The 18,949-nt window shown below is 45.1% G+C and carries 8 protein-coding genes; 7 read left to right on the forward strand and 1 reads right to left on the reverse strand.

The features are described from left to right. The first annotated feature begins 34 nt into the window (after positions 1-34). From AC1DV1_RS09750 to AC1DV1_RS09780, 7 genes are all read left to right on the forward strand, one after another. Positions 35-3,157: a SusC/RagA family TonB-linked outer membrane protein gene (locus AC1DV1_RS09750; protein ID WP_477358178.1), complete on the forward strand. Its 3,123-nt coding sequence runs from the start codon at positions 35-37 to the stop codon at positions 3,155-3,157. A gap of 23 nt (positions 3,158-3,180) precedes the next feature. Next, positions 3,181-4,683 carry a RagB/SusD family nutrient uptake outer membrane protein gene (locus tag AC1DV1_RS09755; protein ID WP_477358181.1) on the forward strand — a complete coding sequence of 501 codons (1,503 nt, stop codon included), beginning with the start codon at positions 3,181-3,183 and terminating at the stop codon, positions 4,681-4,683. A gap of 27 nt (positions 4,684-4,710) precedes the next feature. Further along, the gene (locus tag AC1DV1_RS09760; protein WP_477358184.1) at positions 4,711-6,807 is read left to right on the forward strand and encodes a phage tail protein; all 2,097 of its coding nucleotides are present in this window, start codon (positions 4,711-4,713) and stop codon (positions 6,805-6,807) included. Between the two features lie 12 nt (positions 6,808-6,819). Continuing rightward, entirely contained in the window at positions 6,820-7,716 is an 897-nt protein-coding gene (locus AC1DV1_RS09765; RefSeq protein WP_477358187.1) for a PKD domain-containing protein, read from the forward strand. 7 nt (positions 7,717-7,723) lie between these two features. After that, positions 7,724-8,779 carry a family 16 glycosylhydrolase gene (locus tag AC1DV1_RS09770; protein ID WP_477358190.1) on the forward strand — a complete coding sequence of 352 codons (1,056 nt, stop codon included), beginning with the start codon at positions 7,724-7,726 and terminating at the stop codon, positions 8,777-8,779. A 154-nt stretch (positions 8,780-8,933) separates the two neighbouring features. Further along, on the forward strand, positions 8,934-9,773 hold the full coding sequence (locus AC1DV1_RS09775; protein WP_477358194.1) for a glycoside hydrolase family 16 protein: 840 nt from the start codon (positions 8,934-8,936) through the stop codon (positions 9,771-9,773). A gap of 284 nt (positions 9,774-10,057) precedes the next feature. Further along, the gene (locus AC1DV1_RS09780; RefSeq protein ID WP_477358197.1) at positions 10,058-15,367 is read left to right on the forward strand and encodes an Ig-like domain-containing protein; all 5,310 of its coding nucleotides are present in this window, start codon (positions 10,058-10,060) and stop codon (positions 15,365-15,367) included. Positions 15,368-15,458: 91 nt separating this feature from the next. On the opposite strand, the gene AC1DV1_RS09785 is transcribed toward AC1DV1_RS09780, so the two are convergent. Next, positions 15,459-18,848 (reverse strand): DEAD/DEAH box helicase, encoded by a 3,390-nt coding sequence (locus tag AC1DV1_RS09785; RefSeq protein WP_477358200.1) that lies wholly within the window; start codon positions 18,846-18,848, stop codon positions 15,459-15,461. Between the last annotated feature and the right edge of the window lie 101 nt (positions 18,849-18,949).

Consider the following 18,949-nt stretch of genomic DNA (forward strand, 5'->3'; position numbering starts at 1 on the left):
AATTATAATTATATAACCTAAAATTCAAATTTGTATGCAAGTAAAACTCAGGTTTTGCATGTGCATCGCCTTACTATTTTGCTTTGTAAGCGGTGCATTTGCGCAAAACGTTCGATTAACCGGTAAAGTAACCCAAAAATCAGATGGGCAGCCTTTACCCGGTGCATCAGTATCTATTAAAGGTACAACAACAGGTGCAATAACAGATGTAAATGGCAATTATTCGCTTAATATACCGCAGGTTGGCGCTACAATAGTAGTATCATTCCTGGGTATGGAAACCTTAGAAAAAGCAGCTTCAAAAGGCGGCGTGCTCGACTTTGCTTTAGAAGATAATGCCGCAAAGGCATTGAATGAAGTAGTAGTGGTTGGTTACGGAACGCAAAAAATAACCAAAGTTTCGGGCGCCATATCAACTATTAAAGCTTCTGACATCCAAAAACTAACCCCAACACGGGCAGAAGAAGCGCTGCAGGGGCAGGCAGCCGGCGTAAGCGTTATCCAAAGCGGTTCGCCGGGCTCAAAGCCTACGGTGCTGGTAAGGGGTATCCCATCATTTTCGGGTACCGACCCAACGGTAATTATCGATGGTGTGCAGCAAACTTTAACCGATTTTAACTCCATCAATCCAATTGATATCGAATCGATCAACGTGCTTAAAGATGCGGCTACAACAGCCATATATGGTGTACATGGGGGTAATGGTGTAATAGTAGTAACCACCAAAACCGGCAAAAAGAACCAGAAACCGCAAATTGCCCTAACCACCAATTACGGTATTCAGGAAGTAGCCCGCACAATTGGTGTATTAAATGCTTCTGAATATGGCGCTATTGTAAACGAAGGTAGCGTTACTTCGGGTGGCAGCGTGATATTTCCTGACCTGAGCACACTCGGCGTTGGTACCGATTGGCAAAAACAAATTTTCCATACCGCCCCCATGCAAACGTATAACTTATCGGCTACGGGCGGCAGCGAAAACGTGAACTATTTCCTGTCCGGCGGCTACCAAAGCCAGGGTGGTATTGTTGGGGGCATTGATAAATCGAGGTTTGACAGAGGGAACTTTACCGCGAACCTTAACTTCCAGCTAAGCAAAAAGTTAAAATTTACTATCAACGCAACCGATGTAATCCTTAAATCAAAAGGCATCCAGGAAAATTCTTTCAACAGCATCTTGGGTAGTGCGTTAAACTTTGATCCAACCGTACCCATTTATAATAACGTACCCAATACGGTAGGGAAATACGGCTTTAGTAACCATATTTTCTCGGAGGTTTATAACCCGCTTACCAAACTGGATAATACCTACAACACAAACACAGGCAACAAACTGTACGGCAAATTTGAATTGCAGTACGATGTATTTAAAGGCTTAACTTTAACCAGCAGGTTTGGCTACACCAAATATGATTCAAATGCAAAAACATTTACACCTCTTGTATTTTATGGCCCCCAGAACGTAGATAATACGATGAATGCCGACGGAACAACCGTTACCGGCATGCACAACAGCGTATCGCACGAAAAGGACAGCAACTTTAATTATTCTTGGGAAACCTATGGTAATTACAATTTTAACCTGGATAAAGACAATCATTTTGAAACTACCGCAGGTTTCTCGCTATACCGCACATCTGGCAACGCCGATGGGGCAAGCAGGCAGGATGTGCCTTATAACTCCTGGGAATTTGCCGATTTTACAGCCGCAACCGGCACAAATTCGGCTACAAATACCAATGCGCTTAGTGGCTACTACTACCAGTATTTCCGCCGGAATGTTTCGTACTTCGGTCGTGTAAACTACGATTATAAAGAAAAGTACCTGGCGTCGTTTGTGGCCCGTCGCGATGGTTCGTACGCTTTTGGTACCAATAATAAGTTCGGTAATTTCTACTCCGGTTCGTTGGGGTGGGTTGTAACAAGCGAAGACTTTTTTAAAGTTCCTTTTATTGATTATTTAAAAATCAGGGGTAGCTATGGCGCTATCGGTAACGAAAACGTTAGCCCGCAATATGTAAAAATTTCAACCGGCGGCCCTGATTACGGCCCAACTGCCAACAGTAATGGTTACAACTTTGATAATGTATTTTATCCGGGTTCAACTGTTGCATCGGCTGCCAATAACAGCTTGAAATGGGAGCGCCAGTTACAATCAAACGTAGGTTTTGATATTCATTTCTTTAACAGCAAACTTAATATCTCGGCAGATTACTACCAGAAAAAAGTAAACGGCTTATTATTTACGCCGAATGCTTCCTTATACCTGGGTACTGTGCCAATCCCTACAGCCAACATTGGCTCAACCAAAACTAACGGTTTTGATATCACCCTAAGCTATAATGAAACCTTAAACAAGGATTTTAAACTGGGTAATACGTTTACGTTTACTACAGCAAAAAACCTGGTAACCGCTACCAATACCGATAACAGCGCCAAAATATACGGAGGGGGCTATTTTAACGGTCAATCGCAAACAGTTACTGTGTTCCAGAAAGGCTTTACTCCCGGTTATTTTTATGGCTATAAAACGGATGGCCTGTTTCAAACTGCGGATGAAATTGCCAAAGCACCTACCCAGTCGGGCGCGCAACCTGGCGATATCCGTTATGTTGACATAAACAAAGACGGCAAGATAGACGCTAACGACCAAACCAAAATTGGTGACCCTTTCCCTAAATTCACCATCGGCTGGAATTTGAGTGCATCATACAAAGGCTTCGATTTTAGCGCCTTTACTTATGCATCTATCGGCAACGATATTTATAGGGCTTACGAGCGTAATGGAAACTATACCAATAAATTCCGCAGCGTACTGGCCAGGTGGACAGGCCCCGGAACTACCAACGATGCCCATAACCCAAGATACTCATTTACCGATCCTAACAGCAACATCCGCGTATCTGACAGGTATGTTGAGAACGGTTCATTTGTAAAGATTAAAAACCTGCAGCTGGGCTATACCTTTCCTAAATCAATAACCGGAAAGGTGTTTAACAGTGTGCGCCTATACGGCCAGGTTAAAAACGCTTTTGTAATAACCAAGTATACCGGTTATGATCCGGAAATATCAGGCGGCATCCTGGATACAGGTGTTGATCGTGGCGAATATCCGCAACCACGCATCTATTCATTTGGCCTTGATATCAAATTATAATCATTTAAATAGATCATATTACAATGAAGAAGAAATATATATTAATGAGTTTGGTTACCCTGGTTACCATACTTGCATCCTGCAAAAAGTTTGTGGATTACAATCCGCATGAAGATTTTGTGACAACGGAGCAGGACTATTTAAAATCGGAGACTGATTACCGCACCATGGTAATTAGCGCGTACTCGCCGTTACAATGGCTAAACCAGATGGTTCCCGTGGGCGATATCGCCTCAGATAATTCGGTAACCGGGGGCGAGAGCGCATCAGATGTGTTGTCGTTACAACAGATAGATGATTATACCAACACACCCATCAACTCAACCATGACCGATTTATGGCAGGTGGCCTACGAGGGTGTTAACCGGGCCAATTATTTAACCCAGTACAAGGATAAAAACCTGGCAGGCCAAACCATTACTTTTGCTGGTAAGGATGCCCTTTATGGCGAGATTTACTTTTTACGTGCTTACTACTATTTTTCGCTGGTACGCATGTTTGGCGATGTTCCCTTGTTTACCGACAAGCGTTTGGGCGTAACCGATTCACGTACTTTAAAAAGATCGCCTAAGGCTGATGTTTATAAAGCAATTGAGGCCGATTTGGCCAGTGCTATTGCTGCATTACCTGCTGTACAAACACAAAAAGGCCGCATTACCAAATATGCCGCGCAGGCGTTATTAGGTAAGGTTTACCTTTACGAAAACAAGTTTGATCAGGCAGCGTCAACATTAGAAACCGTAATTACCTCCAACGCTTTCTCGTTAGTGGCCGATTTTAATTCGATATTCCTGGCGGCCGGCGAAAACGGGTCTGAATCGGTATTCGAGATCCAATACACCAATGGATCGCCTTATTACAATTGGGGCGGTGTAACCCGGGGCCAGGGTAACTACTCGGTACAGCAATGCGGCATCCGTGGTTTAAACGGCAATATTCCGTATGCAGCCGGCTGGAGCACCAACCTGCCGTCGCAAAATTTAGCCTCGGCTTATTCCGCCGGCGATCAGCGTAAAGCGGTAACAACTTTTGATATCGAAGCCTACAAAAATGCCAATCCTGCATTAGGTATTACTTACCAGGTAGCGCCATATAAAAATACGGGCCTGTACAATGGTAAATACCTGCCCCGCAAAGGCGAAACATCTGGTCAGGTGGAGTTGAACTATTTAAACAACTTCCGTACTATCCGTTACGCCGAAGTGTTGCTGATGGCTGCTGAAGCCAACAACCGCGCTACCGCGCCCAACGATGTAAAGGCACAGGGGTACCTGAACCAGGTACGCCAGCGTGCATTTGGCGATGCTAACCACAATATCACCTTAACCGGCGCAGCGTTAAAACAGGCTATCTGGGACGAGAGAAGGCTGGAACTGGCTATGGAGGGCGACAGGTTTTTTGATTTGGTTAGAACAGGGCAGGCCGCCGCGAAAATTCCGGGCTTTAAAACGGGTAAAAACGAAGTATTTGCCATCCCGCAGTCAGAAGTGGATGTTTCGGGCTTAACACAAAACCCGGGATATTAATTCATTTAACTATTAAAACTAACGATCATGAATGCAAGAAAATATTTTTATAGCATAGCGTTATTACTGGCCGTTACCGCGGGTTGCAAAAAAGAATCATACACTGATACTTCTTTTGTAAACGGTATTACATCGCCTGCTAAGCTATCTGTCCTGTTTGATATTACGCAGGATAACTCGGGACTGGTAACCATTACGCCAAATGGCGAGGGAGCGGTATCATACGATGTTTATTATGGCGATGCGGGTAGTACTTACGTAAAAGTGCAGTCGGGTAAAAACGTACAGCACACTTATGCCGAAGGTAATTACACGGTTAAAATTGTAGGCCACGGCCTTAACGGTAAAACAACCGAATTTACCCAGCCGTTAACCGTGTCGTTCCGCGCTCCCGAAAACTTGAAAGCTACGGTAACTACATCGGGTTTAAGTATTAGCCTATCGGCATCTGCCACCTACGAAACCTTATTTAAGGTTTACTATGGCGATTCGACAGCGGTTAACCCCGAGCCTTTTAAGGCGTTTTTAGAAGGACAAACTTTAACCCACGCTTACGCCGGTGCAGGCGTGTACGTAGTTAGGGTTGTGGCACTTAGCGGCGGCGCGGCAACAACTACTTTGCTTGATACCATCAAAGTTGGCAAGCAAATAGATTTGCCGGTTACTTTTGATGATCCTAATTATGATTACACCATGAGCGATTTTGGTGGCAATCAATCATCTGTAGCGGCCGATCCGGCCAACCCGGCTAATAAAGTTTTAAAGGCCATTAAAACAGCCGGATCTGAAGTTTGGGCTGGTACCACCATTGGTACTTCCTTAGGTTTTGCATCTAAAATTCCTGTTACTGCGGCTTCATCAAAAATGAGCGTGCGGGTTTATTCGCCTGCGGCAGGATTGGATATCAAACTAAAAATTGAAGACCATACCAACGGCAACCACGCTGTTGAAACCGACGTTAAAACAACCGTTGCCAATAAATGGGAAACGCTGACATTCGACTTTAATTCGCCGGCCGCAGGCACGCCGGGATTAAACGCGGCGTATACTTATGACAAAGCATCATTGTTCTTCAACTTTGGCGTAAACGGCGATGGCAAGGCATATTATGCCGACGATTTGAAGTTTGTTCCATCGGCCCCTGCATTAACACAGATAAACCTGCCGGTTACATTTGATGATGCTACGGTTAACTATACCATGACCAATTTTGGCAACGACCAAACAACCGATGCCGTTGACCCAACCAACGCAGCTAATAAAGTAAAACTTACTACCAAGCCAAACGGTGCCGAAGTATGGGCGGGTGTAACCATTGGTACGCCAGCCGGGTTCCTTGCAAAAGTGCCCCTAACTGCAACAAGCAACAAAATGACAGTACGGGTTTACTCGCCGGCGGCTGGCATCGATATCAAATTGAAGCTGGAAGATCACACCAATGGCGCCAATTCGGTCGAAACGGATGTGTTAAGTACGGTGGCTAACGGCTGGGAAACGCTAACGTTTGATTTTACCAAAAACTCATCTGGTACACCTGCTGTTAATTATGGTACTACCTATGATAAGGCATCCATTTTCTTTGATTTTGGTACTGCAGGTAATGGTAAAAAATTCTATTGGGATGATGTGAAGATGGCCGCCTCCCGTCCTGAAGTTTTAGGTATCCCGCTCACTTTTGAATCAACTACATTAAGTTATGCATTTACCGATTTTAATGGCGGAACTGTAACTGTAATTGCCAACCCCAAATCATCGGGTATAAACACCAGTGCCAAAGTTGGTAAAATGGTTAAAAATCCTGGCGAAACCTATGGCGGTAGCTATATTACCTTACCAAACCCAATTGATTTTTCGACAAAGAAAACCTTTACCATGAAAGTTTACTCGCCAAGGGTAGGTGCAAAAGTATTGCTGAAAGTTGAAAACCTGACTGATGGCGGTACCAGCTTTGAAAAACAAGTGACTACCACCAAAGCCAATGAATGGGAAACGCTCACGTTTGATTACAGCACCATTAACACCGCAAAATCATACCAAAAAGTGGTACTGATATTTGATAACGGAACAAGTGGCGATGGATCTGCCAATTACACCTGGTTGTTTGATGATATTTCACTTAATTAATATTAACAGATCATGAAATTCAATATAAAATTAATCGCCATATTTTTTGCCGCTGCCGCGATAGTTTATAGCAGCTGTACAAAGCAAAAATATCAGTTCGGCAGTATCAAAACGCCGGCCGATCTTAAATTAACGGCAACCATTACCGGTGCCGACGCCGCAAACCCCGCCGGATCGGGTGCGGGTACTGTAGCTATAGCCGTAACTGCAAGCAACGCCATTACCTATAACATCGACTTTGGCGACGGCAACAAGCAAATTGTATCATCGGGCGTTATTACCTACAAATACAATAATCCTGGCACATTTGACTATACCATTACGGTGAATGCTGTTGGTACTGGTGGCGTAACGTCAACCATCAGCAAAAAAATAACAGTATATGTAGCCTATACCATTCCGCCGGCAATAGTTTCGGGCTTAACAGGCAGCTCATCGCGTACGTGGGTAACAGACAGAACAGCGCCCGGGCACGTAGGGGTAGGGCCAACCAATACGTTTACACCCGATTACTATGCAGCCTCGCCAAATCAGCGCGCCGATTGTTTGTACGACGACGAGATAACATTTACCAAAGATACCAATGGAAACATCATCATGACCATTGATAACAAGGGGCAATCATTTTTTATAGCGGCGTCAACCGCGCATTACGGGGTAAGCGGCGGCGATAATTGCTATGCTATTGATGAAACGGGCGCTAAAAAGCTGGTATTTATGGATGCTTCATCTGGCTCAAATTCAGGCAATTCAACCATGGTGCAATTTGTTGTGCCGGGTAACGGATTGATTAACTTTGGTACGGGCGGCAATACCTACGAGATCTTATCAATCAGCGATACCAATATATCGTTACGTAACATCGGTATCGACGGACTGGCATGGTATCAAAAATTAAAAGTTAAATAACCTGGATATGAAATTTTTAAAAGTCGTAATATTAATTCTACTGGTATCATCACTTGCCGCCTGCAGTAAAAAAAGCAGCGGTACCGGTACCCCCAATAATCCGCCCACCGGGTTGGATATGACATCAAACGTAAGCACCGATGCCAGTGGCAATGTAACTTTTAACGCTACTGCCACCAATGCAGTAAGTTATGAGTTTGATTTTGGCAATGGTGTTTTTCAAACATCTACATCAGGATCTGTAACCTATAAGTACCCGGCAGCGGGTACTTATACTGTAAAAGTTACTGCAAAAAGCAGCACAGGGCAAACAGCCGCAAAATCTATCCAGGTAACGGTTTCATTAACCGCAGACACCGGAGGCGGAACAGGGGCAGGTGCAACCTGGGCCGAAGAGTTCAATACCGATGGTGCGCCAAATTCGGCAATATGGGGGTATGATCTGGGTAACAATAATGGCTGGGGTAATAATGAGCTTGAATATTATACCAATCGGAGCGATAACGTTATCATATCGGGCGGCACGCTTAAGATAAAACTCAAAAAAGAGGATTATATGGGCAGCGCTTATACATCGGCAAGAATTTTGACGCTTAACAAGTTTTCGTTTAAATATGGTAAGATAGAAATAAGGGCCAAAATGCCTGCCGGCTCGGGTACGTGGCCTGCTATATGGGCAATGGGCGATGATATTTCCACTAATCCCTGGCCCGGCTGCGGCGAGATAGATATTGTGGAACACCTTGGCCGCGATTTGAATAAGATTTATGGTACGGTACATTATCCGGGCCATTCGGGCGGCAATTCTGTAGGAGGCACTACGGTCATTACAGGCGCCACTACCGATTTTCATAGGTATGCTATAGATTGGTCGGCAACGGCTATCAAATTTATGGTTGATGACGTAGTTTATTTTACCGTGCCTAATGACAACAGCTTGCCATTTAACCACAAATTTTTTATCATACTTAATGTGGCTATGGGAGGTAATTTTGGAGGTGCTGTCGATCCTGCATTTAACAACGCCCAGATGGAGGTTGATTACATCCGGCTTTACCAATAAGTTTAACTTGCAACGCCATTTACCTGCGCATAAAGCCTGGGTAGACGGTGTTGTAATTAATACTACAACTAATTAAAAATTCACTTAATCGTAATTTATGATAAACTATCGAAAGTATAGGTACTGTTTTTTACTTCCGCTTTGTGMTATCCTGATGCCAACAACACCCAGCTTTGCTCAAAAKAAAAAAGCGACATTAAAAACGGCAGAAAAAGTTGTTTTTTTCGACGATTTCTCGGGCAAAAAACTGGATCGGGGTAAATGGGGGGCCGAGATAACAGGTCAGCATAACAACAATGAATTGCAGGCTTATATAGATACTAACGCAACGGCCTTCCTGGTAAACGGAACAGCTGCTGAAGGTGCAAGGAATGGCGCTTTGGTAATAAGGCCACAATCGATGCCCGGCTTTAAAACAAAGGATGGACAGAATTTTGATTTTATATCGGCGCGGCTAACCACCGAAAATAAATTTGAGTTTACGTACGGCAAAGCCGAAGCAAGGATTAAACTTACAGATGGTGCCGGACTTTGGCCCGCCTGGTGGATGCTGGGCAAAGGTGCCTGGCCCGAATGCGGCGAAATTGACATTATGGAATACGTAGGCGAGAAGGATTGGGCAAGTGCTGCCGTGCACGGCCCCGGCTACTTTGGCGAAACCCCTTTTGTAAACCGGCAATATTTTACAGCAGGCAACGATGTTACCCAATGGCATACTTACGCCGTTGAATGGACACCCGATGCCCTGAATTTTATTTACGATGGCAAATTGATGTTCAGGGTAAATAAAAAAATGACAAATCATTACGGCAAGTGGGCGTTTGATACCAGGAAGTACCTTATCTTAAACTATGCTTTAGGTGGTGCTTATCCTGTAAAAATAAATGGTGTAATGTCGCCGTATAACGGTATGCCGGCATCGTCAGTAAATCTTGTTAAAAAAGGCGAAGCAAAAATGTTGGTTGATTGGGTTAGAGTAACTCAAAAAAAGTAACATTTATCAAAACGCTTTTTGAATTTAGAACCGGACTTGACAGCCGGTTTTTTTGTGATTTGAAATTTAACAGGCGGTTCAGCTATAAGAAATGAAAAATTAAGTAGAAAATTTTACAATAAACCAAACCCTTTTGTTTATTGTACGTATAAAGGTTGAGAATTGATTTCTATAAGAACAGTGTTGTTGGCTATGTTATTGGTTGTAAATAATTTACCGGTTTAAGGATTTATTTAAACCAGACCTTATTATCATAAAGCTGAAACGAATAGATATTGAGGTTAATGAAGATCCGTCTACTTTTTTTTATTTTTTTACTTATTTCCCTGCGTGGCCTTTGTCAGTCATGCTCATTATCTGTATCCATAGCTTCTTCGGAGCCGGGCATATGTGCAGGCAATACCATTGATTTAACAGCTACGCCCGCTGGTGGTACCGGCAGTTATGATTATGCCTGGAGTACAGGCGAAACTGTTAACCCAATTCACGTAAACAAAGCAGGTAATTATACGGTAACTGTTACCGATAAATCCTCGGGCTGTACGGCCAGTAAAACAATTACAGTAAGCATTACGCCAACGCCTACAGCGCCTGTAATAACAGGTGGGGGTACAGTTTGCCAGGGTACAAGCGCCCATCTTCAGATTACATCGGCAGGTGATAGTTTTCAATGGTATACGCAGGCGGCAGGCGGCAGTCCTTTTCATACAGGCACCAGTTACGATACGCCTCCCGTTAACGGCTTTTCAGCTTACTATGTTGAAACTACTACCGCCGGCTGTACAAGCGCCCGGGTTACTGTTTCTGTTAACGTTTTAGGCAGACCGGTAGCCCACAGTGTTAAAGCCTGTGCAGGTAGCCCGGTTACGCTATCGGTAAGCAACGGCGATAATTATAGCTGGTATACCTCAAGCACGTCAACAAATGTTGTTAATACCGGCCCAACGCTTACCATAGCATCATTAAATCAATCAGTAACTTATTTTGTATCTTCAACTGTTAACGGTTGCACAAGCCAGCGTACCGCTGTATCAGCCACGGTAACCTCGGCGCCGCAATCACCCACGGTTAACAGCAACAATTCGGTATGTTCAGGTTCGGTCATCACTTTACACGCCGATTCGCCATCCGGCGTTGTTGATTGGTTTGATACACCAACCGGCGGCACCCCTTTAATATCAAGCCCGGATTATACAACACCGGCGCTTACTGCCAATACCACCTACTACGTACAAAGCACGTTAAACGATTGCCAAAGTGCCCGTGTACCGGTTAATGTAACTGTAACACCTATACCCGCAGCCCCACCGCAACAAACCGTAAATAGCTGTTATAACAGCAGCGCACACCTAACAGCGGGCACATCAGGCACCTACCAATGGTATGCCGATGCGGATGGCAAACACTTTTTAAAACAAGGCCTTACCTATGATACCCCACCATTAACCCAGGATGTTACTTACTATCTTATGGCCGTTAATTCAGGCTGTAATAGCACGCTTAGCCCGGTAAATGTTGTGGTTGCGCCGCTTGTTCCGGCACCATCGGTATTAAACCCACCCATTACCTGTTACGGTTCCACAGCCGAGCTTACCGCTACCGCTCCCGGAGGCACCTACCAATGGTTCGCAACCGCTACCGATAATAACGCATTGCCGCTTACCGAGAACGGAAAATTCACAACACCGGCGTTAACCACTACCACTACCTATTATGTGCAAACTGTAGTAGGGCAGTGTACAAGCGCCCGTACTGCGGTAAAAGTACCTGTATTAAGCCAGGTAACCCCACCCGTAGTACATGATACCAGCACTTGCTCAGGAACCCCGGTAACCCTGACAGCAAACGGGCCCGCCGGAAATTATGCATGGTATGATAGCAGTAATACGCTCCTTCAGATTGGGCAAACATTTACTACCCCGGCGTTAACATCTACCACTACATACACCGTACAAGTTACCGTTAATGGTTGCAGCAGCGCTCCTGCTCCGGTAAAGGTGACGGTTACACCATTGCCGCAATCGCCGGTAGCCGGGCCGTCGCCTACAATTTGTCCGGGTACTACAGCCAATCTTACAGCCAGCGTACCCGCGGGCGAAAGTATCGATTGGTATGCAGTACCCTCCGGAGGTGTATCTTTGCATACAGGAAACAGTTATACAACACCGCAATTATCTGCCAATACAACTTATTATCTGCAAAGTACATCGGGGGCCTGCACCAGCACGCGCACCCCAATTACAGTTACCGTTGATAACAGCGGTACTACGTTTACCTATTCATCGTCAACATTTGCAACAACAGGCGCAAATCCAACGCCGGCTATTATCAACCCATCGGGCGGTGGTACTTTTAGCGCACCTTCAGGCGTAGTATTTGTAAGTACTACAACAGGGCAAATTAATGTAGGCGCAAGTACTCCCGGGACCTATAAAATAGTTTATACCAGTAGCGGTACTTGTTCGGGCACTTATTCGGTTACTATAACTATTACCGATAATCCTCTTACTACTTTTACATATAATACTCCTGTTTGTAAAACCGGGACCAACCCTAAACCCCAGTTTGCAGCTGGCGCCAGCGCCGGTGTTTTCACAGCATCGCCCGCCGGATTAACCTTTGTAGACAAATTCACCGGCGAAATAGATTTAAAAAATACCAGCAAGGGAACATATACTGTGCAAAACACTATACCACCCAGCGGCGGTTTTGCTGGCGATTCATCGACTTTTAAAATTACCATTGATGACGCCGTTGTAATTACCGCGGGGAGCAATCAGAGCGTGCCGCTAAATACACCGGTTACTTTAAATGGCAGTATAACTGGTGCACCAGGAGGCACCTGGTCTGGTGGCGCAGGACAATTTTCTGATGTGAATGACCTTCACGCTGTTTATACTCCTGCAAATAACGAAAGCAAGGCTGTGCTCACCTTACTTTCAAATAAGCCTGCCGGAGCATGTAATGCAGCATCGGCAACGGTAACCATCTTGTTTAACACGCCTCCGCCGGCGCCTACTGCCCAAGATGCCCAGATTTGCACCGGCAGCAGCACCACGCTAACGGCTACAGCACCCGGGGGAACCTATAATTGGTTTACCGTAGCTAATGGTGGCTCATCAATAAAACAAGGTGCAAGTTATACCACTCCCGCACTTACGGCTACTACCACTTATTATGTGCAAACTACTGTAAACGGGCTCTCAAGTCCGCGTACAGCTGTAACGGTAAGTATTTTTGACCAACCGCCAACGCCCACAACCTCGGCAGATACGGTTGTTATTTGCGCCGGAGGTACAGCAAAATTTATTGCAAGTGGCTCCGTCGGAAACTACCAATGGTTTAACGAAAGCGGGCAAACCGTGGCCACAGGCAATACGCTTACAACATCACCATTAAACACCAGCACATTTTATAATGTACAAAGTACAGTAGGGCAATGCGTAAGCGCTATGAAAAAGGTAGTTGTTATAGTTAACTCAATACCTTACATTACCAGCGCCTCAAGCGGTTTTATCTGCAGCGGCAACCCTTTAAATTATACCATAACGGCCAATTTGCCAAATGCTACATTTAGCTGGGGGCGGGCGGCTGTAGCCGGTATCAGTAACCCGGCAGTTTCAAACCAATCCAGCGCTTTAATTTCCGAAACGTTAATAAATACCACGGCCAATCCAATAAATGTAACCTACGCAATCACACCAACAGGTGGCACATGTTCAGGTACGCCTATTAATTATGTTGTTACGGTTTACCCTACACCAGTGATAACCAGTTCTGCAAAGGATACAATTTGCAATGGTACCTCTGCCAATTACACTATAAAATTTAGCACGGCCAATACTTCATTTAGCTGGAGTAGGGCTGCAGTGCCCGGCATTACCAATAACGCGGTGAACGGCCAGGCTTCAAATGTTATCAGGGAGGTTTTATACAATACCAATACTACCCCGGTTGATGTTGTATACACCATTAGCTATAAAACCAACGATTGTGATGGGGCGCCATTCAGTTGGGTGGTTACTGTTAACCCGGCACTTAATATTACCAGCGATACTACATCCCTGGCATGTAACAAAACACCACAAAATTATACCATAACATCCAATGTACCCATCGCAACGTTTACCTGGAGCAGGGCAGCAGTGCCGGGCATTAGCAATCCGGCGGCTACCGGTAACACCGCGTTGATTGATGAGGCCTTAACAAACACTACAACATCGGCTGTGACCGTTAATTATATTTTAACACCGATTGCCTATGGTTGCTCCGGCCTACCATTTACGCATCCGGTAACAGTTAACCCCAAACCCAATGTGCCACAGGCCAACAGCAATTCGCCGGTGTGCCTGGGCAATACCATTAATTTACGTACCCCATCGTTAGCAGGCGCTACATATATGTGGACGGGGCCTAACGGTTATTCATCAACATCGCAAAACCCGGATATCCCGGCTACTGCGGCAAGCGCTGGTACTTATAACTTATTTGTTACTGTTGCCGGGTGTACAAGCGATGCCGGTGTTACCACTGTGCAGGTAAACCAGCCGCCACTTGCCGAGGCTACGGGCCCGCTGCTGGTTTGTGTTAACGCTACGTCAATTCCACTTAAAGGGTCGGTAACTGGTGGTACTACAACCGGTATCTGGTCGTCAAGCAACCCGAAAGGGAAATTTTTGCCATCGTCTACAACTATCGATAATGTGCAGTACATCCCATCGCCAGAAGAAAAGGCTGCAGGTAAGGTTACCATAACCCTGTCATCTACCAGCAAGGACGATTGTACAATATCAACCTCAACCCTAAATATTGTATATGGGCAGGAGCCTGGCGCCGATGCAGGTAAGGATCAGAATGTTTGCTCGCAGGATCAATTGGTACAATTGGCCGGAAAGATCCTGGTGCCCGGTGGTACAGGTTCCTGGAGTACGGCCAAAGGCGACGGTCATTTTAATTCAGGCAACCAGGCCAACGCGTCATATTCACCGGGGGCTAACGACAGAAAGAATGGTTCTGTTATGTTAACTTTTAATGTCAATAATTCCGGTCAATGCTATACACCGTCTGATTCAGTTAAAATAACATTCTTTGGCCCTCCGGTGCTCGCTACCGAAAAAACAAGATATGTGTTGAAAGATAAAACGATTACGCTGCATCCGTCGGTAAATGACAACACAGTTGCATATTTATGGTCGCCCAATTATAATATCAGCGATATCCATGCAAAAGAGCCGGTAATAACCGGTAGCGTAGATACCACGTATACATTAACCATTACTGATAGCCTGGGTTGTGTAACTACCGGTACAACTCATATTGTGGTATCGCCAACACTTTCGGTATCCAATGCTTTCTCGCCCAATGGCGATGGCACCAATGATACCTGGGAGATAATAGGTCTGGTAGCCTACGAAAATTCGACAGTAGATGTGTTTAATCGTTACGGTACCCTGATATTCCATTCCAAAGGCTACGGTGTGCCATGGGACGGTAAATCAAACGGCCAGCCGGTACCAGTTGGCGTTTATTACTATATTGTAGATACCAAAATGAATGGGCAACGGTTTACGGGATATGTTACGGTTTTGCGGTGATCTGAGGTCTGTGATAGATTATATTAAGATGGTTAAAACAAACACGTCAGATTTTTTTTTACACCACACACCACACACCACACACCACAGATCAACCTAAAATCCCAAGCAGATCAGTCTTCGACATGGATTGTAAGAAGGAGCCGTCGGTATTAACCAGGTTATCGGCCAGGCTGCGTTTAAAGTCCTGCATCTGCATAATTTTTTCTTCCACGGTATCGGGGCAAATCATCCTTACCGCTACCACGTGCTTGTTTTGACCTATACGGTGCGACCTGTCGATCGCCTGGTTTTCAACGGCGGGGTTCCACCAGGGGTCCACCAGGTATACGTAATCGGCTTCGGTTAAATTAAGGCCGGTACCACCTGCTTTCAGGCTGATGAGGAATACGCTGATCTTCGGGTTGTTTTGAAATTCGTTCACCGCGGCCTCGCGGTTACGGGTACTGCCCGTGAGCCAGCTGAATTCAATTTTACGGCTCACCAATTCTTTTTTGATGAGTTCCAGCATCGATACAAATTGCGAGAATACCAGTATTTTATGCTGATGCTGTTTGCTCTCAATCTGCTCAACCAGCATATCTATCTTGGCCGATTCGTTGCCCGGCAATTTCTCGCCCTCAATTAGCAACGGCGAATCACAGATCTGCCTCAATTTGGTTAACCCCTTAAGTACATTCATCGGCGTTTTTCGCAACTCGTCGCTGGTGGTGGCCGAGATGTATTCGCGGAATTCCTTCTCGTAAGCATCGTAAATTTTGCGTTGCTGCTCCTTCATTTCGCAGTACAAAACCATCTCGGTTTTTTCGGGCAGTTCGGCTGCTACCTGTTGTTTGGTGCGGCGCAAAACAAAGGGTTTTATTTTATGCTGCAATTCGGCGGCGCGTTTGTGGCTTTTAAACTTATCTATCGGCACTGCGTAGATATCTTTAAAATATTGCTTTGTACCCAACAAACCCGGGCAGGCGAAGGATAGCTGCCCGTAAATATCGAAGGTGTTATTTTCGATAGGGGTGCCGGTAATGGTTATCCGGTTGCGCGATTTTAACAAACGAGCCGCTTTATACCGTTGCGAATCGGGGTTTTTGATCTGCTGCGATTCGTCAAGGAAAACGTAGTTAAACTGGTAATGCTTTAAAAAGTTAATATCGGCCAGCAAGGTACCATACGATGTCAGGATAATTTCGTAGCCATCAAAATCGGCCGTGCTTTTTATCCTGTCGGCACCGTAAATGGTGTGCATCCTGATGGATGGGGCAAACTTTTTAACCTCGGCCTGCCAGTTAAAAATGATAGACGTAGGTACTACCAGCAAATTGGTATTGCGATCGCTTTTTTTGCGTTGCGATAATATGAACGCGATGATCTGCATGGTTTTACCCAGGCCCATATCATCGGCAAGGCATCCACCAAAATTAAAATCATCCAAAAAATTGAGCCAGTTTAAGCCCTGCTGCTGGTAAGGGCGAAGTGTAGCCTTCAAATCTGCCGAAACCTCTACATGCGCTATCTTGTCAAAATTGGCTAACTTTTCACGATAGGTATATAATTCGGCTTTCACTTCTTCGTCCATTACCTGCTGGTCAAACAGTTCGGCAATGGCGGTATAATTTATTTTGTGGATACTTAAAATGTCCTCGTCGGTTACTTCGCCGGCGTTAAAGTATTTGGTAAATTTTTCTATCCAATCCAAAGGTAAAATGCCCAGGGTGCCGTCGTCAAGTTGTATGTATTTGCTTTTGTTGCGCACCGCTTTTTGTACCCGTTTTAGGCTGGTTTTGGTTTTTCCAAAGCGGATGCCTATTTCGGTATTAAACCAGTTGATGCCGCTTAGCACCCTGATGGTGATATTTACCTTGTTTGGGTTTAGCTTATTGCCCTCCAGTTCGTTAAAGCCTAAAACGGTAATGCCATGCTGACGCCAGTCTTCAAATACATTTAAAAACCACTCTTCCTGTAAAAAATGCCTTTTGTGCAGGTAAAAGTAATGCAGGTCGTTGTCCAGTTGTTCTTCAAAATAGGGGTGCTGCCTTACCAATAAGGCGGTTAGGGCTACCTCAGCATCGTCGTCGCGCTTTACAATAAATTCGTTGCCTTTATGGTCAAGCCCGTGAATGGTGCGTTTGGTGCGTACCGGAATTTCGGCCTCGCCGTAGCGCATCACGGGGATGATCATCACATGGCTGCCAAAATCCGACAGGTAAATGATCTGTTCTGTTTCGGCATCAAAGCCCTGTTGCTTTAACTGGGCCTGCGTGGCCGGTTTTATATGCTGATAGGCAATGCTGATCCTGTCTTCCAGTTTGGTGAGCAACTGTATTTTAAACTCCTTGTATTTAGAGTGATGGATAAGCAGGTTCTCGGGCCGTTTACGCATCAGGTCTATAATGCCCAATAGCTGAAGGTTATCGGCCAGGTAAAGCTTATCCTTTGTCAAAATAAAATAACTGAACCGGATGCCCAGGTCTTTAAGCTGATGCACCTCGCCGTCAATTTTAAGCTGGCCCGAAAATTCATAAAAAGGCCCGCGCGGTTTAATATCCAGGTTTACGTTTTGCGGTAGCAAGCCCACTTTAACCGGTACAATGGATGATGCCGTAATATTATCAGATGCCTCGGTGTTGTGGTAATAAAAATCGTATTGCAGCGGGTTTTTGATAATAGCCTTTAAGGCCAATATATCGGCTGCGGACCGTTTACTGTTAATATGGTTTTGAAACTTATTTATCCCCGTAAAAAACTTGATCTGCTCATGGTCCTCCGTACTCCATATCTGGTCTAACGGGTTTATCAGCGTCAGCGGGTTTTTAATTTTTCCCTCTTTGGTAATTTGCGCGCTGTACAGCTCCACAAACAGGTATTTATAATATTTATGCTGTTTTAAAACAATACACATCGATTGGCCGGTATTGCCATCGGCCTTATCAGTAATTGCCGCATCGGGGGGCAGCATCATTTCGCCGTACTGGGCCAGGCTATCTTTGGTAACCGGGATGAGCGAGGGCAGGCGCGGAACAATCACCGCCTGTTTATCGGTATACATCACTTTCAAAAAAGCATCCAGATCGGGCTCATTTTCCAGTCCGTAATCAAGGGCAACTTTCCGTAGTTTTTCGTCGCGCAGGCGGGCATCAAAATAGATGCGCAGCTCGTTTTTTTTAATAATGGCGGTAAGTACTGCGGTTTGGTGTGCGCAAAGCCTGCCGTGGCTGGCATTACAGCCACAGGTTAACAGTAGCTGGCTGTTGTTTTGCACTACGGTAACCTCCGGAAAGTTATCACCATCAAAGTCGTGATAAAACACGCCGCTGTCAATATCGATAACCTCGGGCACGATCTGTTTATAATAGGATGGATGGTTATCAAAACCACCGCCCGACCGCTGGAGTATAACAGTATCGGTAATGGCCGCAAAAGGCAAATCTAAAATATAAGTATGGCCCTCATGCTCATCATCCTCATAAATAGCTACGGTATCCAATATAATTCCCCCGGTGTGTTTTGGGTAAATATCTTAACAATTGCCGAAAGTAGGAGTATGCGTGTGATGAATTTTTGATAACAACATTGTCATAAATATTG

The organism is Mucilaginibacter sp. P4_D1 (assembly GCF_056401935.1).

Coding starts and splice junctions, on each gene's coding strand:
- AC1DV1_RS09750 (WP_477358178.1), top strand. CDS start 35: ATGCAAGTAAAACTCAGGTTTTGCATGTGCATCGCCTTACTATTTTGC.
- AC1DV1_RS09780 (WP_477358197.1), top strand. CDS start 10,058: ATGAAGATCCGTCTACTTTTTTTTATTTTTTTACTTATTTCCCTGCGT.
- AC1DV1_RS09765 (WP_477358187.1), top strand. CDS start 6,820: ATGAAATTCAATATAAAATTAATCGCCATATTTTTTGCCGCTGCCGCG.
- AC1DV1_RS09770 (WP_477358190.1), top strand. CDS start 7,724: ATGAAATTTTTAAAAGTCGTAATATTAATTCTACTGGTATCATCACTT.
- AC1DV1_RS09755 (WP_477358181.1), top strand. CDS start 3,181: ATGAAGAAGAAATATATATTAATGAGTTTGGTTACCCTGGTTACCATA.
- AC1DV1_RS09760 (WP_477358184.1), top strand. CDS start 4,711: ATGAATGCAAGAAAATATTTTTATAGCATAGCGTTATTACTGGCCGTT.